A 19,853-nucleotide genomic window follows, 5' to 3' on the forward strand; every position below is an offset into this window, starting at 1 on the left:
GGGTCTGAACCCGTGCGACTAGCATGGCTAAATCGGACTCCGATAGCAATGGCCTCCGGCAGGATCAACCGGAATGTGCTGATATACATCAGCGGCGGAAGTGGTTGCACTCCGTCGGAAGCGTAACCCATCGACTCCTACGTCGATGGTGACTACTGTATGGGTCCGTGGGCTCACATCAGATTCCATCTTGACGGCGGACCGCAGGGGTGGAATCCTCATGGGTTAGTGGCTCGCCGCGCGATCGCGGCGGGCCGTGTCACCCCGGGCGACCCGGGGCGACCTTCGCATTTCATCCGATGGGAGGGGGACATATAAATGACTCGTCTCAGAGCCGCCCTGTGCAGACCCCACACGCCGCACACGTAACGTGAAGCCATCACATGAAGAATCGCAATGCGGCACCGGTACCTGACTGAAAGAGGTAGTAAATTCACACTATTCTGAATTTTGATAAGAATTGGATCAAGAGCGAGCGAGCCTACAGATTGCTAATAGCGCTCTAGAGAGCTCTATAGATGGCTAGGCCGGCACGTCCCAAAGCGGACTGCTGAAGACGGAAGACCGTGCGCTACCGCTGATATAACCAGTCGCTACGAGACTACGACGCGTGACTGCAGAATAGGTCGATCAGGCGGTCAGGGAGTCGATGTGGCCTTCGGCGCGGAGCTGGTCCGCGTCCTGGCCCTTGTATCGCCACTCGATGTTGGCTTTCTCGTCTTGCCAGTCCCACGGCTCGGCGAGGACGATGTCGTCTTGTTCGATCCACGTTCGGAACTTCATCCGGCCGGGGATGCGCCCGAGGCGGGTCTCGCCGTCCTCACAGCGGATGCGAACGTGGTTGCCGCCGAGGTGTTCAGTTACGACCGCGAACAGTTCGTCGTCTGTGGGCATGCGGAGGTTCCGTCGCCCTGAATCTTCACTCACAGGCGAACTACGGTTCCGAACCGTATAAGTGAACTGAGAGTTCCGATACCGTGTACCACGCGAGGTCGAAATAGCGGGAGCTATCGGGTAGAAGGGATGTCTGCGTGATCTGCGTGAGAATGCTCAGTCGGCAGTGAGCGTGAGCGGTTCGTCGCTCTCGGCGGCCATGTCCGACGTGAGTCCGTCTGCGAGCGCGAAAACGGCGTCTTTGTGATCTGTCTTCGACTTGTGGATCGAGGTCGGCTTCACGCCGAGTTCGGCGTACTCGTCGTGTTCCACTTCCGAGCCTGTGTCGGCTTCGTAGCTGTGCTGTACCTGTGCGAGCAGGCTGTGAAGGTGGATGAGCTCCTGCTTCTTCATGGATAGTACGGGCTAACAGACGAGGGGTTATAGTATTATCTTGCCACTTGTTACCAAGATAAGCCCGAGGGGCGCTCTGGAGCGCTGTTCCGCTACTTTGCATGTGTCGTTACCGATCGTCGATGACACCGAGCGGAGAGGACCGAAGATTCCAGGCATATCGTGCTCATCTCGGTGGCATCTTCGACGAATCCCCAGGGTTCGACGTCGAATAGGTTCGTTTCCGTGATCGCGGCACCCGATCGATATGCAGGATTTATCGTCCGGTTGCGTTCGTCTCTCCCCTGTTCTCGGTACGCCAGTTATGCATGAACGACCACGACAAAGTATCAACATGCAAATACTTTTCAGCGTCGGCCGCGAAGGGAGAGCTACCATGAACTGGAAACACCCACGAGACGAGACGAAAGCGGCATCGAAAGAGCGGGAGACGGAGAGCGGAACGCGATGGTCCTTCATCGCTGCTGCGGGTATCGTCGCGTAAGCCACTCGGTTTCCCCGAGAGACCGAAGCGCGGTCGTTATTTTTCGACGGCATCGTGTGGTGCTACTGGCCCGTGCGTGGGACAGGCACCGGCGATCGGCGTGGCGTTGAGACAGCAGTGTCGCTGCCCGGTCGCTAAGAGACCGGTCGCTAACGGTTCGTCACAGCGCCGGCAGCGCAGTTCGCCCATACGGTCAGTTGGAGCCGTCGGGGCGTAAGTCCTGTCCCCGACCGCGCGTCGATAGTGAGCCGACTCTCGGACTCAGCCGTCTAGTCCGAGTATCGAGCGAGCCTCGTCGGTGGTCGCGACCGGGCGGCCGAGTTCCTCGGCGAGGCGGACGACCCGTTCGACGAGCTGCACGTTGCTCTCTGCCGGTTCGCCGCGACGGTAGTAGACGTTGTCTTCGAGACCGACGCGGACGTGCCCGCCGAACAGGAGTCCCATCGCCGCGAACGGCAGTTGGTGCCGCCCGAACCCGAGCGTGTTGAACAGCGCACCGTCGGGCAGGTCACCGATAGCGGTGAGGAAGTTCTCCGGGCGCGGGCGCGTGAGCGTTCCCGGGCCGAAGATGAGCGTCGCGTAGACCGGATCGGCGAGGCTCCGGCGGTCGAGTAACCCGTAGACCTCGTTTCGGTGACCGTCGTTGAACACCTCCAGTTCCGGTTTGATACCGCGGTCGACCATCTCGGCGTGAAGCGAGTCCACTAGCCCGCGGGTGTTCTCGCTCGTGAGGTGGTCGTAGCGGTTCAGCGGCCCCATGTCGAGCGAGGCCATCTCCGGCGGCGGGTCGGTGCGGAGCGGGAGGTGCCGGTCGGCCTCGGGCGCGCCGGTCCCACCGGTCGAGTGCTGGATGACGACGTCGTCAGTGTGCCGGCGAACGGCGTCGTCGATCTCCTGAAAGCGTTCGGTCTCGAAGCTCCGTTCCCCGTTCGGCCGGCGCGCGTGGAGGTGGACGACCGACGCGCCGGCGGCCTCGACCGCTCCCGCCGCCCGCCCGATCTCCTCCGGCGTCTCCGGAACGTTCGGGTTGGCCTCCTTGCCGTGGACGCCGCCGGTCAGCGCCGCCGTGACGATGACCGGGTCGCCGGCGAGGTACGTCTCGTAGCTCACTCGCCCTCACCGCCCGATTCGGCGTGCGCGCGGTATATCTCGCAGTGGTGCTCGTGGTCGAGCGCGTACCGGTCGTTGCAGACGTCGGCGCGCATCGGCTGGACGAACTCGCCGGCGACGGCACAGAACGCGCGAGCGGTATCGAACGACTGCTCGCCGTCTCGTTCGCGGTACTCTAGGTACGGACAGGGCATAGCGCGGATACCGGCTCTTTCGTGTTAACAGTTCACTTGCCATCGGTGACGTAGTTACACCGACGTCCCCGGGTGACGTGGGAGTGAGGAAAGGGACACAAGCCGCGACGTCGTAACCGAACGCATGGCACCCGATATACCTGGGCTTCACCACGTCACGGCCATCGCCGGCGATCCGCAGCGAAACGCCGACTTCTACGTCGGGACGCTGGGGCTCCGGTTCGTCAAGAAGACGGTCAACCACGACGACACCGGCACGTATCACTTCTACTTCGGCGACGGCGAGGGGACGCCCGGCACGAACATCACGTTCTTCCCGTGGACGAGCGAGGGGCGAGAGGGCCGCTTCGGCGCGGGCCAGACGCGGGACACCGCGTATCTCATCCCCGAGGACTCGGTCGGGTACTGGACCGAGCGCCTCGACGCAGACGGTGTCGCGGTCGAGCGGACCGAGCGGTTCGACGAGACGGTCCTGCAGTTCGAGGACCCGGACGGCATCGGCATCGAACTGATCGCGGCGGACGCCGAAACGGACGCGGTGCCGTGGACCGATAGTCCGGTGCCCGCGGAACACCAGCTACGGGGGTTTTACAGCGTCACGCTCGCCGTTCCCTCGGTCGAGCCGACTGCGGAGCTGCTCACCGAGATGTTCGGCTACGAGCACGAGGCGACCGAGGGCGATCGTCACCGCTACCGGAGCGCGGCCGGCGGGTTCGGGTCGGTGGTCGATCTCGTCGAGACCGACGACGAGTACGGGCAAATGGGCGTCGGCACGGTTCATCACGTCGCGTTCAGAGCCGACGACGTCGAGGCGCTGGAGGCGTTCCGCGACGAATACCTCGAACGGGGGTTGCGCCCGAGCGAGGTCATCGACCGGGCGTACTTCCACGCGCTGTACGCCCGCGAGCCGAACGGCGTCCTCTTCGAGATCTCGACGATGGAGCCGGGATTCACCGCCGACGAGTCCGTCGACGAACTCGGTACCTCGCTCGCGCTCCCGGAGTGGCTGGAAGACGAGCGGAAGACCATCGAACGGCAGCTCCCCGATTTCGACGGGCCGACGATTCCGGACGGGAGCGAGTCGACGGAATGACCGACGCAGCCGCGGACGACCGCGCCGCGCCCTTCCGCTTCGAGTACGACCCGGCCGCGCTCCGCTACGGGCCGAACTGCGTCGCCGACCTCGGTTCGGAGGTGGCCGCACACGACGGAAGCCGGGCGCTCGTCGTCACCGGGTCGACCGTCGGCGAGACGGCGGCGGTGATGGACCCCATCGAGGAAGGACTCGGCGACCGGCTCGCCGACGTGTTCGCCGGGACGACGCCGGCGAAGCGACTCGGGACCGCCATCGACGCGCTGGCGGCGTTTCGGGAGAGCGACGCGGACGCGATCGTCAGCGTCGGCGGCGGCAGTAGCCTCGACGTGGCGAAGGTGCTCGCGGTGCTGGTAGCGACCGAGCGCGATCCCGAGGCGGTCGGGGCGGAACTCGTCGAAACCGGGACTCTCTCGGTTCCCGATACCGAGCTCCCGCCCATCGTCGCCGTCCCGACGACGCTCGCCGGGGCGGACCTCACGATGGTCGCGGGCGTCACCGCCGACCCCGGGACCTGTCCCGTCGAGTCGGCGGTGAGCGGCGGTATCTCCGACCCGAAGTTGATGCCCGCTGCGGTGTGTTACGACCCGGAACTGGTCGCGACGACCCCTCGAAGCGTCCTTGCCGGGTCGGCGATGAACGGCTTCGACAAGGGTATCGAGACGCTGTACGCCCGCAACGCCACGCCGGTCACCGACGCGACGGCGATGCGCGGACTCTCCCTGCTACGGGAGGGGCTGCTCGCGTTCGGTGACGGCGAGGAGACGGACTGGGTGTACCAGACGCTGACTCGCGGGCTGGTGCTCGTCCAGTACGGCATCTCCCGGGCCGAGGGGACGACGCTCTCGCTGATCCATTCCTTCGGCCACGGCCTCACGCGCACGTACGAAATGCAACAGGGGGCCGCCCACGCCGTCGTCGCCCCGCACGCGCTCGACTACCTCTTCGACCGCGTCGACGGCAGGCGGGACCTCCTCGCGGACGCGTTCGGCACGGCCGACACAGAGGACCCGGCCGCGGCCGTCGTCGAAGCGGTCGCCAACGTCGCCGCGGCGCTTTCCCTCCCGACGCGCCTCCGCGACGTTGACGGCCCGTCCCCCGAGGAGTTCCCGGCGGTCGCCGAGGCCGTCCTGTCGGACTCGTTCATGGCCAACGCCCCGCCGGGGTTGGAACCGACGCGCGAGGATATCGAATCGGTACTGGACGCCGCGTGGTAGCCCGCGTTCTCGCGTTCAGTCCAGTTCGCCGCGGAGGACCTTCGCCGCGACGAGGACGGGGTCCCAGACGGGACTGAACGGCGGCGCGTACGCGAGGTCCAGCCGTTCGAGTTCCGCGACCGTGAGGTCCGATTCGAGCGCCGTCGACAGCGTATCGATGCGAATCGCCGCCCGGTCACGGCCGACGAGTGCGCCGCCGAGGACTCTCCCCGTCCCCCGGTCGGCCGTCAGCGTTACCGTCGTCTCGTCGCCGCCGGGATAGTATCCGGAGCGCGACCCCGACGTGATCGTCGTCGAGACCGGTTCGAACCCGGCGTCGCGGGCCGCCTCGTCCCCGACGAACCCGACGCGGCCGCACTCCAGTTCGAGCGCCTTGACGACGGCAGTCCCCGCCACGTCCCCGACCGGTTCCGGATCGCCGGCGACCGTCTGCCCGATGGCACGCCCGGCGCGGTTGGCAGTCAGCCCCAAGGGCACCCACGTCGGTTCGCCGGTGACGGCGTGGCGGTCCTCGGCGCAGTCGCCGGCGGCGTAGACGTGCTCGACGCTCGTCCGGCCGTATCCGTCCACGGCGACGGCTCCCGACTCGCCGAGTTCGACCGCCGTCTCCGAGAGCAGTTCCGTGTTCGGTTCGATGCCGACGCCGACGAGCGCGAGGCCGACGGGGACGCGCCCGTTCTCGTGGACGACGGCCTCGACGCCGTCCTCGCCGGCGAGTTCGGAGACGGCGGTATCGAGGTGGAGCTCGACGCCCCGCTCGCGGAGGTGCTCTGCCACCCGCTCGCCGACGGCCTCGCCGAACGGCGGCAGTGGGTGCGACGAACGCTGGAAGAGGTGGGTCTCCAGCCCGTGCGCGTGGAACGCCTCGGCCATCTCGATGCCGACGTAGCCGCCGCCGACCACGGCGACCCGTTCCGGCGGTTCCCGGTCGGCGTACGCCTCGACGAGTTCGGCGTCGACGTACTCGACGTCGGTGTCGACGGCTCGTTCGCCGGGGGACGACAGCGCCGCGCGTACCGCCGCCGCCGAGTCCAGTCCGTGCATCGTGAAGACCATGTCCAGCCGACTGCCCGGAATCGGGTCGGTGACGGCGCGCGCGCCGGTTCCGACGAGCAAGTCGCCGTAGGGCTGTTCGAACGACTCGCCGCCGTCGCCTTCCACCGTGACGACCCGCGCGTCGGTGTCGACGGCGACTACCTCGTGTTCCCGGCGGAGGTCGATCCCGCGGTCCTCGACCTCGTCCGGCGACAGCGAGAGGAGGTCGGTGAGTCGGTCGACCTCGCCCTTCACGTAGTACGGCGTCCCGCAGTGCGCGTAGGAGACCCACCGCCCGCGTTCGAAGACGACGACGTCGCCGTCCGGGTTCTCGCGAGCGAACTTGCTGGCGGCGCTGAGGCCGGCGGCGTCGCCGCCGACGACCACGAATGGCGCTGACATGGGAGTGCTGTCGGCCGCTAGCTACGTAACTTTTGAGCGAATCGGGGCGCTGCTGTCACCGGTCCCGGCGGGAAGTAGTTACTACTCGTTAGCCAGTTACCACGGGTAACGATTAGTCGCCGCGGCGAGTACGGGACGTATGAGCGATTCGTCCGAGCGACTGGAAGTCTGGTGCGCCGGCGAAGAGTGGTGTCCGATCACCACGACGGCGACGCTGGTGGGAAAGAAGTGGCACCCGGTCATCGTCCACCGGCTGCTCGACGGTGGCCCGTCGGGGTTCAACGAGCTGAAAGACGACGTGGACGGTATCTCCTCGAAGGTGCTCTCGGACAGTTTAGAGGACCTCCAGGAGAAGGGGCTCGTCGCGCGAGAGGTGATCAGCGAACAGCCCTTCCGCGTCCACTACTCGCTGACCGACCGCGGTGCGTCGCTGGAACCGGTCATCGCCGCGATGGCCGAGTGGGGTGCCGAACACCTCCGCGCACCCGAACAGTGACGGCGGCGCTCGCACGCGCCGACCGCCCGCGGGCCCCGCCGACGAACCGGCGTGCGACGGAGACCGTTTCGACCGTTCGATTATACCCCTCATAACCCGCTCTCGGGAAGTTATCATCGAACGAAACGCGGTGAGACGGTCGAAACGATGGGAACGTAACCGGGGACCGAACGACGCGGCGCGAACGAAAAGCCGAGAGACAGACCGCCACGAGCGAGATCGAGGTCCGGAACCAGTCGCGCGGACCGTCGTTCCACCGGAGTTACGAAGCGTCAAGCCGCCGCGGAACGGTCGGACGGAGCCAGCGACCGCCGCTCGGATCCGTCCGACGCGGCCGCCGCTGATCGGATAGTTATTGTTTGTCTCGCCCGTAGGGGCGCGGGCGAGGAGAAGCGCTCGATACGTCGGTAGCGACCGGTGAATCCGTGGCCGACGCGTCGGTGGCGGGCAGTGTCTCTCCCGCGGAGCCGCGGTTACTGCCACTCGTCGAGGCTCACGGAGACCGGGGACTGTATCCAGGCGTCCTCGATCTCGATGTCGTAGATGAGGGAGTCCTCGCCGGTGGTGACGTGTTGGTACCGGTCGAAGCGTTCGGTGTTCGGGCCGGTCGTCGCGTACCTGTCTTCGGTCTCGCTCGTGTTGGTGGACATCTGTCGTGACTACGTCTACAGCGGGACGTACCATTACTATCTACCGGCTATACCGTCTTAGACCCCGGGTAACCAGGTACTTACCATGTATCTGCGGGTGGAGTTCACCCGAGACAGGGACGTCCCTCGACTCGCGTTCTCCCGGGGAGTTCACTGTATCGCACCGTCATTTCGGAAAGTGAAATAATGGTGATACCGATGAAACCGAGGAACGTCGCTACGATAGGTTCTCGACATGACTAAATACCATAATGATAACACTTAATGCGGTCCGTTATCAGTTTCCGAGAGAATGTCCTCCGAGTCCACCTCGCTCGCAACCCGCGCGATAAAGCGGTCGTTCCACGGAGTGAAGTCCGCGTATCAGTCTCTCTCTACCCGCATCAACGCGACGCTCGCCATGGCGAAGATCGAGCTGAAGACCGGGCGTGGGGTATCGATACCGATGAGCCGACGATTGTGGCTGTGGCGTCGCGGGTTCACCAGTCGATTCGACGGCCTGTTCGACGTCACCGAGGAGAACTACGACCAGTATCTCTCCGACTATCAGGAGTTCCGGTCCTACGACATCAACGAACCGTGGAAAGACGAGATGGACAACAAACTCACCGCACATCTCCTCATGCTCCCGTTCGAGGAGCACTTGCCGACGCTGTTCGGGGTTTTAGAAGGGGGCGAGGTTCGACGCCACCCCGCGTACGAAGGCGAGTCAGAGACGCCGGCCCTCGACGACGCCGAGACCATCGAGCACTTCGAGCGATACGACGCGCGGACGTACGTCGATACGCTGCTCGAAGAAGAGGAGGCCGTCGTGCTGAAACCGCTGCTGGGGTCCGGCGGCCTGGGGGTGTACGTGGTCCGAGCCGACGATACCTCGAACGGGTACTCGATCAACGGGTCGACGTACACCGAGGAGCGCTTCGATTCGCTTCTCGACGATCTGGAGATGTACATGGTCACGGAGTTCTCAGAACAGTCGGCGTTTCTCGACGAGCTCTTTCCCGGCTCGGCGAACACGATCCGCGTCGTGACGATGTGGGATTACGAGGCCGACGAACCGTTCATCGCGTGGGCACACCTCCGCGTCGGCACGGAGGAGTCCGCGCCGCTGGATAACCTCAGTCAAGGCGGAATTCAGGCGGGGATAGATATCGATACCGGCGAGATGCGCTACGCCGCCAAGATAGGCGATAAATCGCCGCCGATCGGCGTCGACTGGTACGACGAACATCCGACGACCGGGGCTCGTCTCGCCGGACGCACGGTTCCGAACTGGGAGGCGGTCGCGGACGGAATCACCGAGATGGCCGAAGCGTACCCGCAGTTCCCGTACGTCGGCTGGGACGTCCTGCTGACCGACGACGGGTTCGAGATACTGGAACTGAACTCCTCGCCCGGGATGATAAACACCCAGATCGAATCGAAGGTCCTCGACGAGCCGCGCGTCAGACGGTTCTACGAGCACCACGACGTTCTGTGATCCGCCCGGGGACGAGAGTTAATGTCCCTCGGGACGACTGTCCGGACGAGTGATGTCCCGTGACTGACTCCGAGTTCGACCTCAGCGCCCCCGAACTGACCGCGACGGACTTTCTCGTCCTCGAAGACCCGTATTTCGCCTCGGAAAACGTGGCGCTCGTCACCGGCGCGGCCTCCGGAATCGGCCGCGCGACGGCCGTCGCGCTGGCGGCGAACGGACTCACCGTCGTCGGGGCCGACGTCGACGCCGACGGGCTCGACGAGACCGCCGACGTCGCCGCGAATTGCGACGTTCCCGGAACGTTCCACGGCGTCGAAACGGACCTCACCGACGACGGGGACGTCGAGGCCGTCGTCGACGCCGCCGCCGAGGAGGGAGACGTCCGCTTCGTCGCCAACATCGCGGGGATGCAACACATCGCGAGCATCCCGGAGTTCCCGATGGAGAAGTACGACCTCTTATTGGACGTGATGTTGCGCGCGCCGTTCAAGACGGCACAGGCGGCGATGCCCCACATCCGCGAGACGGACGACGGCGTCGGTGCCATCGCGAACATGTCTTCGGTCCACGGCCACTACGCCACGAAGGACAAGCCGGCGTACATCACCGCTAAACACGGCGTGAGGGGGTTGAGCCGTGCCATCGCCGCCGAAGGAGAGGGGACGTTGCGTGGGTTCTCGATCAGCGTCGGCTACGTGCTCACGCCGCTGATGGTCGACCAGATAGCGGACACCGCCGCCGAGCGCGGCCTCTCCGAACGGGAGGTCGTCGAGGACGTGATGCTCGGACAGGCCCGGACGAAGGAGATGATGACGCCGGCGGAGGTCGCGAACCTCTTCGTCTTCGGGTTCTCGAAGCACGCGAAGCATCTCAACGGCGCGGACTTGCTGTTCGACGGGGGCTACACGCACACGTATGAGTGACGAGGCGGAGAGCGGCTCACCGGACCGCTCCGATGACGCGCCGACGCGAGTCGCTATCGCCTGTCAGGGCGGCGGGAGCCACACGGCCTTCACCGCCGGCGTCCTCCGAGCGCTGCTGGCCGACTGGGACGACCGGTTCGACCTCGTCGGTATCAGCGGGACGTCCGGCGGCGCGTTCAACGCGCTCGCGGCGTGGTACGGCCTTCTCACCGACGGCCCGGAACGGGCGCGGACGCTGCTCGCGTCGCTGTGGGACGAACTGGCCGCGACGGACCCCACCGACCGGGCCGCGAACGACTGGATAACGGGTATCCGCCGGCTGGAGGGGGCGGGGTTCCCGCTCCCGCACGTGACGCCGTATCAGATTCCCGGCCCCGAGACGGGCAAGGACCGCATTAGAGGGATACTGGAGCGTCACATCGACTTCGGAGCGGTTCCCGACCTCTGTACCGCCGACGCGCCGGAGCTCGTCGTCGGGACGGTCAACGTCAACGAGGGGTATTTCGAGACGTTCACTAACGAGGAGGTCACGGTCGATGCGGTGCTGGCGTCGGCCGCGGTCCCCGACCTCTTCGAGGCCGTCGAGATACACGGCCACCTCCACTGGGACGGCCTGTTCTCGCAGAACCCGCCGATAAACGACCTGATGCACGTCCCGCCGGCCCGGAAGCCCGAGGAACTGTGGATCGTCCAGATAAATCCACAGACCTTCGAGGGGGAGCCGCGCAGCGCGGAGGCCATCGCCGACAGGCGGAATCAGCTGTCGGGAAATCTCTCGCTCAACCAGGAGCTTCGCTTCATCGAACGCGTCAACGAGTGGGTCGAGGACGGGACCCTCCCCGAAGGCCAGTTCACACACACGGCCGTCCGCCGGATCCAGCTGGGGAAGCAGCTTCGTTCGGCGACCAAGGTCGACCGCAGCCCCCGGTTCGTCGAGGAGCTACGGCGGTTGGGGCGTAAACGCGCAGAGACGTTCCTCGCTGACCATCCGAGAAGAGAGCCCTGACGAAGCGTCGGCGCGCCCGTCACTCTCGCGCCTGGACGAACAGGTAGCCGGAGCTATCGACAGTCACCCGCACGTGCTCGTAGGTGAACGACACCTGCACGTCGGTGCCGCGACCCGACCTGGTGAGTAGCGCGTTCAGCGCGTCCGCTTCGACGTATTCGTTCAGCGGCGGGAGTTCGTTCGCCGCGCGATCCGTCTCCGCCGCGACCGCGTCCGTGATCGCCGCCGTCGGTTCGTCGCTCGCCCCCCAGGCGCGGCTGCTCGATTCGTCGAAATCGCCGATGTCGATCTCTATCTCGTCGTTTGACATACTATGGCCTCGTCACACGTTTGTCGCACCGCGAACTCCGAAACGTCCCGCAGTCCGAGTTGAACCGCCTACTGCTTAGAAGGTTGTGCAGATGTGGCTCCTATATAGGCTCCAAGTAATCGTAATCGCTCTCCGAGCGGTCTTCAGTTAGTTTCCACTAGGCCGAGCGTCCCGCCGCATCTGTTTTGTCCGCCCGCGGCCTACGCTGGCGTATGCCCGTCACCGACGACGACGAACTCCGCGAGATATTAGACCTGAACCGCGTCGCTGTCGTGGGGTGTTCCGCCACGCCCGGGAAGGACGCCCACGAGATACCGAAGTACCTCCTCGACCAGGGGTACGACGTGGTCCCGGTCAACCCCTTCGCCGACGAGATATTCGGCCGGGAAGCCTACGATTCGCTCGCGGACGTCCCCGGCGAGATCGACATCGTGGACGTGTTCCGGCCGAGCGAGGAAGTCGGCGAGATCGTCGACGCTGCGCTGGAACGGGACGACGTGAAGGTGATCTGGCTCCAACTGAATATCCACGACGACGACGCCGTCGCGCGCGCGGAGCGGGCCGGCCGCCGCGTCGTGCAGGACCGCTGTATGAAGCCGACGCACCAGCAGCTGAAGGCGTAGGGGAGCGCATCCCAGCAGTCGTTCCGTCCGACCGGTATCCATAACAGCGTCGCGGAGTCACCACCGGGCATGGTCGAGTGGCTTCCCGAGAGCTACTGGCTCGTCCGCTTCCTCTTCCAGCGGTCGCTCGCGGTCATCTACCTGCTGGCCTTCCTCGTCGCCGCGACGCAGTTCCGGCCGCTGGCCGGCGAGAGCGGGCTCCTCCCGATCTCCCAGTACGTCGAGCGGAGCTCGTTCCGCGAGCGGCCGAGCCTGTTCTACTACTATCCGAGCGACCGCGTCATCGGTATCGCGGCCTGGAGCGGGGTCGCCCTCTCCGCGGTTGCGCTCGCGGCCGGTCCCTACTGGCTCCCGGCCCCCTACGCCGTCCCCGCGTCGATGGCGCTGTGGCTCGTCCTCTGGGGGCTGTACCTCTCGTTCGTCAACGCCGGCCAGACGTTCTACGGCTACGGCTGGGAGTCGATGCTGCTCGAGACCGGCTTCCTGGCGGTGTTCCTCGGGGCCGGACCGAGCGGCCCTCCGGTCGCGGTCGTCTGGCTCATCAAGTGGGTGCTGTTCCGCAACATGTTCGGCGCGGGCCTCATCAAGATGCGCGGCGACGACGTCTGGCGGAACCTCACCGCGATGGACTACCACTACGAGACCCAGCCGATCCCCAACCCGCTCAGCTGGTACGTCCATCACCTCCCCGACCGATTCCACCGCGTCGAGGTACTCGGCAACCACGTCGTCGAACTCGCGGTGCCGTTCCTCTACTTCGCTCCCCAACCGTGGGCCTCGGTCGCGGGCGCGGCGACGATCGGCTTCCAGGGGTGGCTCATGCTCACCGGGAACTTCTCGTGGCTGAACGCGCTGACGATCGTGCAGGCTATCGCCGCGTTCAGCGACGGCGTCCTCGCCTCGCTCGCCCCGGTCTCCGCGCCGACCGCTGCCGATCCGCCGCTGTACCTGCAGGTCCTCGCCATCGTACTGGCCGTCGTCGTCCTCGCGCGCAGCGTCCGCCCGGTCGGGAACATGCTCTCCGAGACGCAGGTGATGAACACCTCCTTCGACCCGCTGTCGCTGGTCAACACCTACGGCGCGTTCGGATCGATAACGCGGGACCGCTACGAGCTCGTCGTGCAGGGGACGACCGACGAGACGATAACCGAGGACACGGAGTGGCGGACCTACGAGTTCGAGGGCAAGCCCACCGACCCGACGCAGCGACCCCGGCAGGTCGCGCCCTACCACCACCGCCTCGACTGGCAGCTGTGGTTCGCCGCGATGCGCCGGTCGCCGCGTCGCAGCCCGTGGTTCCCCGCCTTCCTAGAGCGGCTTCTCTCGGCCGACGAAGCGACGCTGTCGCTGCTCGCCGAGGACCCCTTCTCGGGGACCACACCCGAGCACGTCCGCGCGGTGCGCTACCGGTACCGATTCACGACGCCCGAGGAGCGACGGGAGACCGGGGAGTGGTGGTCGCGCGAGCGCGTGGGCGCGTACGTGAATCCAGTGAGTGCGGACGACCTGCGCCTGCGTTGGGGTCGCTGAGCGACCGCGGACCGAGCGGCGCGCGGCGACGGAACCGCGGTCGCGGTCTCAACGCTTTCCGGACCGCTCCCGCCGGGCCGGCGGCGTCTTCGAGAGTATTTTTCCCAGCGTTCCGCGGTTGTCCGCCACCCAGTGGTAGCCTCGTTCGCGGAGGGTCTCGTACTCGCCGAACTGTCCGAGAAAGTCCGCGACGGGACGGGCCGGCCTCCCCGCCTCCGTCCTGACGAGCGCCGCCTCGATGGAGGCCCCACAGGAGTAGACCCGGTCGTCGGTGACCAGATGGGAACACGACTCGTAGTCCTCGGGCAGGCGCGCGCGGAGGTCCTCGTCCAGTTCCGAGAAGCCGACCAGACGCAGGTCGGACCGTTCGGCGATGAACTCGGCCCACCACGTACAGAAGCCGCAGTCGTCGTCGTAGACGAGCGTCGCGTCGCTCATACTCGGAGAGAGGGACGCCAGCCTCAAACCACTTCGCCACCGACAGAGCTTTCCGGCCGCTGGCGACAGCCATCGACATGGAGCGGTTCGTCCGGCTGGTGGTCGCCGGCGGCCTCGCGCTGGTCGCCGGGCTCTGGATAGCGACGCTCGCGGTCCCGCAGACGCCGGGTTGGGTCGCCGGCGTCGCCCTCGCCGTCGCGGGCGTCGCGGGACTGGCGGCGGGTATCGGGCGGGAGATCCGGGTCGGAGAGTGAACTGGTCGGCGCGTGAACGGTCCTCGACCGGCGACGCGTCGAATCGCCGCCCGACAACGGCGAGCGCGGGAAGCCAACCGTTTTCCTCGCGGGCGTTCTTCGCCCCGACATGAACGCCGACGAAGTCGAGGCCCTCATCGAGTCCGAGATTCCCGACGCCGACGCCACCGTGACGACGCCCCGCGACCCCGACGACGACAAGCACTACGCCGTCGAGGTGGTGTCGCCGGCCTTCGAGGGGAAGTCCCTCGTCGACCAGCACCAGCTCGTCCACGACGCGCTGGGCGAGCACCTCACGCGCGACATCCACGCCATCGAACTGACCACGTCGACGCCCGAGTGAGCGGAGTTCGACCGGCGAGCGGACGGCGGGTCGCGGCGGTAGCCATTTCACTCCCGACCTGTTACGGTCAGTCATGAGCTTCGAACCCGAGGAGCTGTCCCGCGAGGAAGTCCAGACGAAGGTCGAGGAGACGATCGAGGACAACGACGTCGCCCTGTTCATGAAGGGGACCGCGCTGATGCCCCAGTGTGGCTACTCCCGGAAGGCCGTCGGCCTCATCCAGCAGTACCGCGACGACGTGGAGACGGTGAACGTCCTCACCGCGACGGAGGCCTACCGCGAGGCCCTCTCGGAGTACAGCGGCCGCGAGACGATCCCCCAGACGTTCGTCGACGGGGAGTTCGTCGGCGGTAGCGACATCTTAGAACAGCTCGACGAGAACGGCGACCTGCGGGCGACGCTGAACGCGTAGGCGTCGCCGTCTACTCGCACAGCGCGGAGCTGTCGCTGTCCGGTTCGAAAACAGCGGGGACGAAGCGGGCGGTCACGAACGTCGGTCGTTCTGCCAGGAGGACCTCACTCCTCTTCGGATCGTTCCGCTCCGTTTCGTCGAGAGTCCGCCCCTGAGTCGGACTCTCGCTACTCCTCGTCTTTCATCTCGCCGAGGCGGTCGACGAGGTCGCTCGTCGACGCCTCGGTGTCGAACGACACGCTCCCGTCGTGGTCGTTCTCGTGGACGGCGACGCCGTCGTCCTCGTCGGTGTCCACGTCCTGGTCCTTTTGCTCGGACTCGTCGTAGCTACCAAAACCCATGTGTGACAGTCCGGACGCGAGCCACTAAAAACGGACGATAGGGACGCTCGTGTGCGTTTGGTACCGAATCACAGGTCGAAATCGGGTGATTTCGCGGCCGGCGTCTGGAAGCAAAGGTTCTTATCCGTGCTCGCGTATCGATTAGGTAACGACATTCGATAGCCGTTGTTCTCCGACGGCTGCTGTCTTCAATCGTAATTTCCGCATCCATGAGTACGGCAGACGAGGCGCTCGAGAAGATCAAAGCACAGGTCGAAGCAGAGACACCCGAGGACATCACTATCTCGTCGGTCACCTTCGAGGGGCCGGAGCTGGTCATCTACACGCCGGACGCACGAGAGATCGCCAACCGCGACGGCATCGTCCGCAACCTCGCACAGACGCTTCGGAAACGCATCAACGTCCGCCCGACGCCGGACGCGCTGGTCCCGCAGGCCGAGGCCGAAGCCCGCATCCAAGAGACGATTCCGGAGGACGCGGGCGTCCAGAACCTCGATTTCGATTCGTCGACCGGTGAGGTGTTCATCGAGGCCGAGAAACCCGGTCGCGTCATCGGTCGCCACGGCGAGACGCTGGACCAGATCGCCGCCGGCGTCGGCTGGACGCCCGAGGTCGTCCGCACGCCCCCGATGGAGTCCTCGACAGTCTCGAACGTCAGGAACTTCCTGAAACAGGAGCGCGACGACCGGCGGGACATCCTAGAGCGCGTCGGCCGGCAGATCAACCGGCCGATGACCGCCGACGACGATTGGGTCCGACTCACGACGCTGGGCTGTTGCCGCGAGGTCGGGCGGGCCTCCTTCATCCTCTCGACGCCCGAGTCGCGCATCCTCGTCGACTGCGGCGACAAGCCCGGCGCGGCGGGCGAGGTGCCGTACCTTCAAGTTCCGGAGGCGCTCGCCGCCGGTCCGAACTCCATCGACGCCGTCGTACTGACTCACGCCCACCTCGACCACTCGGCGCTCATCCCCATCCTGTTCAAGTACGGCTACGACGGGCCGATCTACACCACCGCGCCGACGCGGGACCTGATGGGGCTGCTCCAACTGGACTACTTGGACGTGGCCGCCAAAGAGGGCCGCGCCCCGCCCTACGAGAGCCAGCAGGTCCGGGACGCGCTCAAACACACCATCCCGCTGGAGTTCGGCAACGTCACCGACATCGCGCCCGATATCAAGCTCACGATGCACAACGCGGGCCACATCCTCGGCTCCGCGGTGTGTCACTTCCACATCGGCGAGGGCCGCTACAACGTCGCGTTCTCCGGAGACATCCACTACAAGGACACTCGCCTGCTCGACGGCGCGGTCAACGACTTCCCGCGCGTGGAGACGCTCGTCCTCGAATCGACCTACGGCGGGAAGAACGACTACCAGACCGACCAGGCTGACTCCGAGCGCGTGCTCAAGCGCGTCATCAACGAAGCCCAGGAGGAGGAGGGCCATATCCTCATCCCCGCCTTCGCCGTCGGCCGCTCCCAAGAGCTGATGCTCGTCCTCGAAGAGGCGATGCGAAACGACGAGATCCCGACGATGCCGGTGTATCTCGACGGGATGATTCGGGAGGCGACGGCCATCCACACGGCCTATCCCGAGTACCTGCGCGAGAGCCTGCGGAACCGCATCCTCTACGACGACGAGAACCCGTTCCTCGCCGAGCAGTTCCAGCAGGTCGACGGCGGCGAGGAGATGCGACAGGACATCGCCGACGGCGAGCCCGCCATCATCCTCACGACTTCGGGGATGGTCACGGGCGGTCCCGTCATGTCGTGGCTCCGCCTGCTCGGGTCGGACCCGGACAACACGATGGTCTTCGTCGGTTATCAGGCCGAGGGGACCCTCGGACGGCAGATCCAGCGCGGCCAGGACGAGATCTCGCTCGGCGACACCAGCGGCCCCCGGGCCGAGCGCATGAGCCTGAACATGGCCGTCGAGACGGTCGACGGCTTCTCCGGTCACGCCGACCGGCAGGGACTGGAGACGTTCGTCGAGACGATGCATCCCCGGCCCGAGAAGGTCCTCTGCGTCCACGGCGACGAGAGCTCGACCAACCAGCTCTCCTCGGCGCTCTACCAGAACTTCAACATGCGGACGTTCAACCCGAAGAACCTCGAGACGTTCCGCTTCGTCTGAACGGGCCGTCTCGGCGTCCGCCCGCGCTCTCTCTCGTCACTCCGACTCGCCTTCGCCGTCTTTCCCGCCTCCGCTTTTCTCCTCGCGCTCTCGCTCTCTGATGTTGAGCGCCCCGAGCAGGCGGGCCGTGACGACCTGTTCGACGATGGGGACGAACTGCGCGTCGTCGTCGGTGTAGCCGGCGAAGACGCCAAGCGGGATCTCGCCGCCGGCCATCTCCCGGTGCCCGCCGGCGCTTCCGACGCCCTCGAAGGCATCGTGTAGTATCTCGCCGATGTTGCTCCGAGAATCCGTCGAGCGGGCGCTGAGCTGGATGGCGTCGTCGACGATGCCGAAGACGATGGCCGTCTCGATGCCTTCGAGGGTTGCGAGGTAATCCGCCGCCTGGGGGAGCGCGTCGCGTTCGCTCGTTCGCCCGACGTGTGAGATGAGGACCGATCCGTGGACGGTTCGGTTGTCGATGGCGTCGGCGATGGCGTCGACCGTCGCGCCGCTGACGGCCGGGCTCGACAGCTGTCGGAGGAGGTCCGTGTCGGCGTAGTCGTGGAGGTAGGTCGCCGCCTCGTACTCCGCCCGCGTCACGCCGCGGAGAAAGCCGAGCGTCTCGCGGCGGATGGCGAAGAGGAGCGCGGTGGCGACGCGCGAGTTCGGGTCCATCGGCAGCTCGCGGACGTACTCGGCGAGGATGGTCGCCGTCGCGCCGATGTCCTCGCGGTGGTCGACGAACGTCGCTTCGATGTCCTCGGCCGGGTGGTGGTCGATGACGATGTCGACGGGCGTCTCCGGCGGGACCCGATTGTTCACGCCGGGCACCGAGTGGTCCACGAACGCCAGGAGCGAACCGGAATCGCGGTTCCGGACGATGTCGGCGTCGAACGGCACCAGATCGACTTCGAGCAAGTTGACGAACGCCCGGTTCTGCTGGTGGGAGATGTCGCCGCTGTAGAGGATGCGCCGCTCGTCGATACCGGCGCTGGCGGCGATCTGTCCCAGCGCGACGGCGCTGGCCAGGCAGTCGGGGTCGGGGTTGTTGTGACAGACGATCGTGAGGTCGTCGCCGGCTTCGAGGAGGTCCCAGAGCGTCTGTGCGCGGCTCATACCCTCATCTTCGTGACGGTGCTACATGCCTCTGCTGGCGAGCGGCGGTCGCCCGTGACCGCCGGCGCACCGGCGGCTCACTCGTCCCCCGTGCGAGTCATCACCAGCGGGACGGGCGAGGCGCGGACGAGCTTCGAGCTCACGCCGCCCAGCGCGTACCAACTGAAGTCCGTCTGGCCCTGCGTTCCGAGGGCGAGCAGGTCGATTTCCTCCGTGTCTATGTAGGTTCGGATCTCCCGATGGGGCGTCCCGTACCCGACCGTTCCGACGACGTCCGAGAGCGTCTCCTCGGCCGTCTCCACCGCCGAATCGACGATTTCCTGTGCGTGTTCGTCGAGTTGGTTCTCCCGGACGACCGATCGAGCGTCGGGACCGAGGCTGCCCGTCTCGACGACGTGGAGGACGTGTAACGTCGCGTCCGCCGCGGCCGCGATCTCGACGCCCTCTTCGAGCGCTCGCGCCGCCCCCGCGCTCCCGTCGGTGGGGACGAGCACGTCTCGCGGCGGATACCGATAGGTCCGGTCCCCGTCGGGGTTGACGACGAGGACGGGCACCGGCGAGGTGTTGACGACGCGCTCGGTGACGCTGCCGAGCAGGACGCGTTCGAGTCCGGATCGGCCGTGGGTCGGCATCGCCACGAGGTCCGCGTCGATCCGGTCGGCGTACTCGACGACGGTCCGCGCCGGGTCGCCCTGTACCACGTCGCTCCTGACGTCGACGCCGTGGTCGCGGACGCGCTCGGCCGTCTCGGCGACGATTCGCTCGCCGGCGTCTTCGAGCGCGTCGACCACCTCGCCACGGATGGCGCTGACGCTGTCGCGGTTCGTATCGGCGACGTGGAGGACGTAGAGCGTCGCGTCGTGGGCCGCCGCGACGTCCGCGACGTACTCCAGAACCGATGCCGCCATATCGCTGCCGTCGGTCGGGAAGAGGATGTCGTCGTACATGGGCACCTGTGGAACCGCTGCTGGGTGGACGTTGTCTCGAAAGGACGA

23 protein-coding genes and 1 rRNA gene are annotated in these 19,853 nt (G+C 66.2%); 12 read left to right on the forward strand and 12 right to left on the reverse strand.

The features are described 5' to 3' along the window. The 5 genes from GO488_RS16850 to GO488_RS16870 form a co-directional block, all read right to left on the reverse strand. Window positions 1–75: ribosomal RNA gene (locus GO488_RS16850) — 16S ribosomal RNA — on the reverse strand; the annotation flags it as partial. A 555-nt stretch (window positions 76–630) separates the two neighbouring features. Further along, a complete protein-coding gene (locus tag GO488_RS16855; RefSeq protein WP_162319023.1) occupies window positions 631–927 on the reverse strand; it encodes a translation initiation factor eIF-1A in 297 nt (98 codons plus the stop codon). Window positions 928–1,050: 123 nt separating this feature from the next. Beyond that, complete coding sequence (locus tag GO488_RS16860; RefSeq protein WP_162319024.1) at window positions 1,051–1,287, reverse strand: UPF0058 family protein; 237 nt, start codon at window positions 1,285–1,287, stop codon at window positions 1,051–1,053. A gap of 745 nt (window positions 1,288–2,032) precedes the next feature. Further along, the gene (locus GO488_RS16865) at window positions 2,033–2,881 is read right to left on the reverse strand and encodes a beta-keto acid cleavage family enzyme (protein WP_162319025.1); all 849 of its coding nucleotides are present in this window, start codon (window positions 2,879–2,881) and stop codon (window positions 2,033–2,035) included. Further along, the gene (locus tag GO488_RS16870; protein ID WP_162319026.1) at window positions 2,878–3,075 is read right to left on the reverse strand and encodes a hypothetical protein; all 198 of its coding nucleotides are present in this window, start codon (window positions 3,073–3,075) and stop codon (window positions 2,878–2,880) included. The genes GO488_RS16865 and GO488_RS16870 overlap by 4 nt, the downstream gene beginning before the upstream one ends. Before the next feature lie 124 nt (window positions 3,076–3,199). Between GO488_RS16870 and GO488_RS16875 the strand changes: the two genes are divergently transcribed. After that, complete coding sequence (locus GO488_RS16875) at window positions 3,200–4,168, forward strand: ring-cleaving dioxygenase (RefSeq protein WP_162319027.1); 969 nt, start codon at window positions 3,200–3,202, stop codon at window positions 4,166–4,168. Beyond that, window positions 4,165–5,385 (forward strand): iron-containing alcohol dehydrogenase family protein, encoded by a 1,221-nt coding sequence (locus tag GO488_RS16880; protein ID WP_162319028.1) that lies wholly within the window; start codon window positions 4,165–4,167, stop codon window positions 5,383–5,385. Before GO488_RS16875 ends, GO488_RS16880 begins: the two co-directional genes overlap by 4 nt. 15 nt (window positions 5,386–5,400) lie before the next feature. Here GO488_RS16880 and GO488_RS16885 read toward each other — a convergent pair whose 3' ends face one another. Continuing rightward, window positions 5,401–6,822, reverse strand: a complete 1,422-nt coding sequence (locus tag GO488_RS16885) for an FAD-dependent oxidoreductase (RefSeq protein ID WP_162319029.1) — start codon at window positions 6,820–6,822, stop codon at window positions 5,401–5,403. A gap of 139 nt (window positions 6,823–6,961) precedes the next feature. Here GO488_RS16885 and GO488_RS16890 point away from each other — a divergent pair, with 139 nt between their 5' ends. Beyond that, window positions 6,962–7,318: a winged helix-turn-helix transcriptional regulator gene (locus tag GO488_RS16890; RefSeq protein ID WP_162319030.1), complete on the forward strand. Its 357-nt coding sequence runs from the start codon at window positions 6,962–6,964 to the stop codon at window positions 7,316–7,318. Between the two features lie 473 nt (window positions 7,319–7,791). Here GO488_RS16890 and GO488_RS19725 read toward each other — a convergent pair whose 3' ends face one another. Continuing rightward, window positions 7,792–7,968: a DUF7331 family protein gene (locus GO488_RS19725; RefSeq protein ID WP_164509655.1), complete on the reverse strand. Its 177-nt coding sequence runs from the start codon at window positions 7,966–7,968 to the stop codon at window positions 7,792–7,794. A gap of 292 nt (window positions 7,969–8,260) precedes the next feature. On the opposite strand from GO488_RS19725, the gene GO488_RS16895 reads away from it, so the two are divergent. The 3 genes from GO488_RS16895 to GO488_RS16905 are packed head-to-tail and all read left to right on the forward strand — an operon-like array spanning window position 8,261 to window position 11,377. Then, the gene (locus GO488_RS16895) at window positions 8,261–9,448 is read left to right on the forward strand and encodes a sugar-transfer associated ATP-grasp domain-containing protein (protein WP_162319031.1); all 1,188 of its coding nucleotides are present in this window, start codon (window positions 8,261–8,263) and stop codon (window positions 9,446–9,448) included. Window positions 9,449–9,507: 59 nt separating this feature from the next. Continuing rightward, window positions 9,508–10,371 (forward strand): SDR family oxidoreductase, encoded by an 864-nt coding sequence (locus GO488_RS16900; RefSeq protein ID WP_162319032.1) that lies wholly within the window; start codon window positions 9,508–9,510, stop codon window positions 10,369–10,371. Then, a complete protein-coding gene (locus tag GO488_RS16905) occupies window positions 10,364–11,377 on the forward strand; it encodes a patatin-like phospholipase family protein (RefSeq protein WP_162319033.1) in 1,014 nt (337 codons plus the stop codon). Before GO488_RS16900 ends, GO488_RS16905 begins: the two co-directional genes overlap by 8 nt. Before the next feature lie 19 nt (window positions 11,378–11,396). On the opposite strand, the gene GO488_RS16910 is transcribed toward GO488_RS16905, so the two are convergent. Next, window positions 11,397–11,687, reverse strand: coding sequence for a HalOD1 output domain-containing protein (locus GO488_RS16910; RefSeq protein WP_162319034.1), 291 nt, complete (start codon window positions 11,685–11,687; stop codon window positions 11,397–11,399). Window positions 11,688–11,899: 212 nt separating this feature from the next. Between GO488_RS16910 and GO488_RS16915 the strand changes: the two genes are divergently transcribed. Beyond that, window positions 11,900–12,310: a CoA-binding protein gene (locus GO488_RS16915; protein ID WP_162319035.1), complete on the forward strand. Its 411-nt coding sequence runs from the start codon at window positions 11,900–11,902 to the stop codon at window positions 12,308–12,310. Between the two features lie 69 nt (window positions 12,311–12,379). Further along, a complete protein-coding gene (locus GO488_RS16920) occupies window positions 12,380–13,840 on the forward strand; it encodes a lipase maturation factor family protein (RefSeq protein ID WP_162319036.1) in 1,461 nt (486 codons plus the stop codon). 48 nt (window positions 13,841–13,888) lie between these two features. Here the strand turns inward: GO488_RS16920 and GO488_RS16925 are convergent, their stop codons facing one another. Then, entirely contained in the window at window positions 13,889–14,278 is a 390-nt protein-coding gene (locus tag GO488_RS16925; RefSeq protein ID WP_162319037.1) for a thiol-disulfide oxidoreductase DCC family protein, read from the reverse strand. 77 nt (window positions 14,279–14,355) lie between these two features. Here GO488_RS16925 and GO488_RS19730 point away from each other — a divergent pair, with 77 nt between their 5' ends. The 3 genes from GO488_RS19730 (at window position 14,356) to GO488_RS16935 (ending at window position 15,287) form a co-directional block, all read left to right on the forward strand. After that, window positions 14,356–14,532 carry a hypothetical protein gene (locus GO488_RS19730; protein ID WP_164509656.1) on the forward strand — a complete coding sequence of 59 codons (177 nt, stop codon included), beginning with the start codon at window positions 14,356–14,358 and terminating at the stop codon, window positions 14,530–14,532. A gap of 109 nt (window positions 14,533–14,641) precedes the next feature. Further along, entirely contained in the window at window positions 14,642–14,875 is a 234-nt protein-coding gene (locus GO488_RS16930; RefSeq protein ID WP_162319038.1) for a BolA/IbaG family iron-sulfur metabolism protein, read from the forward strand. Between the two features lie 73 nt (window positions 14,876–14,948). Continuing rightward, window positions 14,949–15,287 (forward strand): glutaredoxin family protein, encoded by a 339-nt coding sequence (locus GO488_RS16935; RefSeq protein WP_162319039.1) that lies wholly within the window; start codon window positions 14,949–14,951, stop codon window positions 15,285–15,287. 167 nt (window positions 15,288–15,454) lie between these two features. Here the strand turns inward: GO488_RS16935 and GO488_RS16940 are convergent, their stop codons facing one another. Further along, complete coding sequence (locus tag GO488_RS16940; RefSeq protein WP_135304644.1) at window positions 15,455–15,628, reverse strand: DUF5786 family protein; 174 nt, start codon at window positions 15,626–15,628, stop codon at window positions 15,455–15,457. A gap of 209 nt (window positions 15,629–15,837) precedes the next feature. Between GO488_RS16940 and GO488_RS16945 the strand changes: the two genes are divergently transcribed. Next, window positions 15,838–17,760, forward strand: coding sequence for a beta-CASP ribonuclease aCPSF1 (locus GO488_RS16945; protein WP_162319040.1), 1,923 nt, complete (start codon window positions 15,838–15,840; stop codon window positions 17,758–17,760). A gap of 36 nt (window positions 17,761–17,796) precedes the next feature. On the opposite strand, the gene GO488_RS16950 is transcribed toward GO488_RS16945, so the two are convergent. Together GO488_RS16950 and GO488_RS16955 are read right to left on the reverse strand one after the other, a co-directional pair. Continuing rightward, a complete protein-coding gene (locus tag GO488_RS16950) occupies window positions 17,797–18,858 on the reverse strand; it encodes a DHH family phosphoesterase (RefSeq protein ID WP_162319041.1) in 1,062 nt (353 codons plus the stop codon). A 77-nt stretch (window positions 18,859–18,935) separates the two neighbouring features. After that, window positions 18,936–19,805: a universal stress protein gene (locus tag GO488_RS16955; RefSeq protein WP_162319042.1), complete on the reverse strand. Its 870-nt coding sequence runs from the start codon at window positions 19,803–19,805 to the stop codon at window positions 18,936–18,938. Window positions 19,806–19,853 lie beyond the last annotated feature (48 nt).

Source organism: Haloarcula limicola (assembly GCF_010119205.1).
Taxonomy (GTDB): Archaea; Halobacteriota; Halobacteria; order Halobacteriales; family Haloarculaceae; genus Haloarcula; species Haloarcula limicola.

What these genes read in the sequence shown, in the direction of transcription:
- GO488_RS16890 (WP_162319030.1), top strand. Translation starts at nt 6,962, where the DNA reads ATGAGCGATTCGTCCGAGCGACTGGAAGTCTGGTGCGCCGGCGAAGAG.
- GO488_RS19730 (WP_164509656.1), top strand. Translation starts at nt 14,356, where the DNA reads ATGGAGCGGTTCGTCCGGCTGGTGGTCGCCGGCGGCCTCGCGCTGGTC.
- GO488_RS16935 (WP_162319039.1), top strand. Translation starts at nt 14,949, where the DNA reads ATGAGCTTCGAACCCGAGGAGCTGTCCCGCGAGGAAGTCCAGACGAAG.
- GO488_RS19725 (WP_164509655.1), bottom strand. Translation starts at nt 7,968, where the DNA reads ATGTCCACCAACACGAGCGAGACCGAAGACAGGTACGCGACGACCGGC.
- GO488_RS16880 (WP_162319028.1), top strand. Translation starts at nt 4,165, where the DNA reads ATGACCGACGCAGCCGCGGACGACCGCGCCGCGCCCTTCCGCTTCGAG.
- GO488_RS16885 (WP_162319029.1), bottom strand. Translation starts at nt 6,822, where the DNA reads ATGTCAGCGCCATTCGTGGTCGTCGGCGGCGACGCCGCCGGCCTCAGC.
- GO488_RS16905 (WP_162319033.1), top strand. Translation starts at nt 10,364, where the DNA reads ATGAGTGACGAGGCGGAGAGCGGCTCACCGGACCGCTCCGATGACGCG.
- GO488_RS16870 (WP_162319026.1), bottom strand. Translation starts at nt 3,075, where the DNA reads ATGCCCTGTCCGTACCTAGAGTACCGCGAACGAGACGGCGAGCAGTCG.
- GO488_RS16955 (WP_162319042.1), bottom strand. Translation starts at nt 19,805, where the DNA reads ATGTACGACGACATCCTCTTCCCGACCGACGGCAGCGATATGGCGGCA.
- GO488_RS16920 (WP_162319036.1), top strand. Translation starts at nt 12,380, where the DNA reads ATGGTCGAGTGGCTTCCCGAGAGCTACTGGCTCGTCCGCTTCCTCTTC.
- GO488_RS16910 (WP_162319034.1), bottom strand. Translation starts at nt 11,687, where the DNA reads ATGTCAAACGACGAGATAGAGATCGACATCGGCGATTTCGACGAATCG.
- GO488_RS16895 (WP_162319031.1), top strand. Translation starts at nt 8,261, where the DNA reads ATGTCCTCCGAGTCCACCTCGCTCGCAACCCGCGCGATAAAGCGGTCG.
- GO488_RS16945 (WP_162319040.1), top strand. Translation starts at nt 15,838, where the DNA reads ATGAGTACGGCAGACGAGGCGCTCGAGAAGATCAAAGCACAGGTCGAA.
- GO488_RS16915 (WP_162319035.1), top strand. Translation starts at nt 11,900, where the DNA reads ATGCCCGTCACCGACGACGACGAACTCCGCGAGATATTAGACCTGAAC.
- GO488_RS16940 (WP_135304644.1), bottom strand. Translation starts at nt 15,628, where the DNA reads ATGGGTTTTGGTAGCTACGACGAGTCCGAGCAAAAGGACCAGGACGTG.
- GO488_RS16925 (WP_162319037.1), bottom strand. Translation starts at nt 14,278, where the DNA reads ATGAGCGACGCGACGCTCGTCTACGACGACGACTGCGGCTTCTGTACG.
- GO488_RS16860 (WP_162319024.1), bottom strand. Translation starts at nt 1,287, where the DNA reads ATGAAGAAGCAGGAGCTCATCCACCTTCACAGCCTGCTCGCACAGGTA.
- GO488_RS16875 (WP_162319027.1), top strand. Translation starts at nt 3,200, where the DNA reads ATGGCACCCGATATACCTGGGCTTCACCACGTCACGGCCATCGCCGGC.
- GO488_RS16930 (WP_162319038.1), top strand. Translation starts at nt 14,642, where the DNA reads ATGAACGCCGACGAAGTCGAGGCCCTCATCGAGTCCGAGATTCCCGAC.
- GO488_RS16950 (WP_162319041.1), bottom strand. Translation starts at nt 18,858, where the DNA reads ATGAGCCGCGCACAGACGCTCTGGGACCTCCTCGAAGCCGGCGACGAC.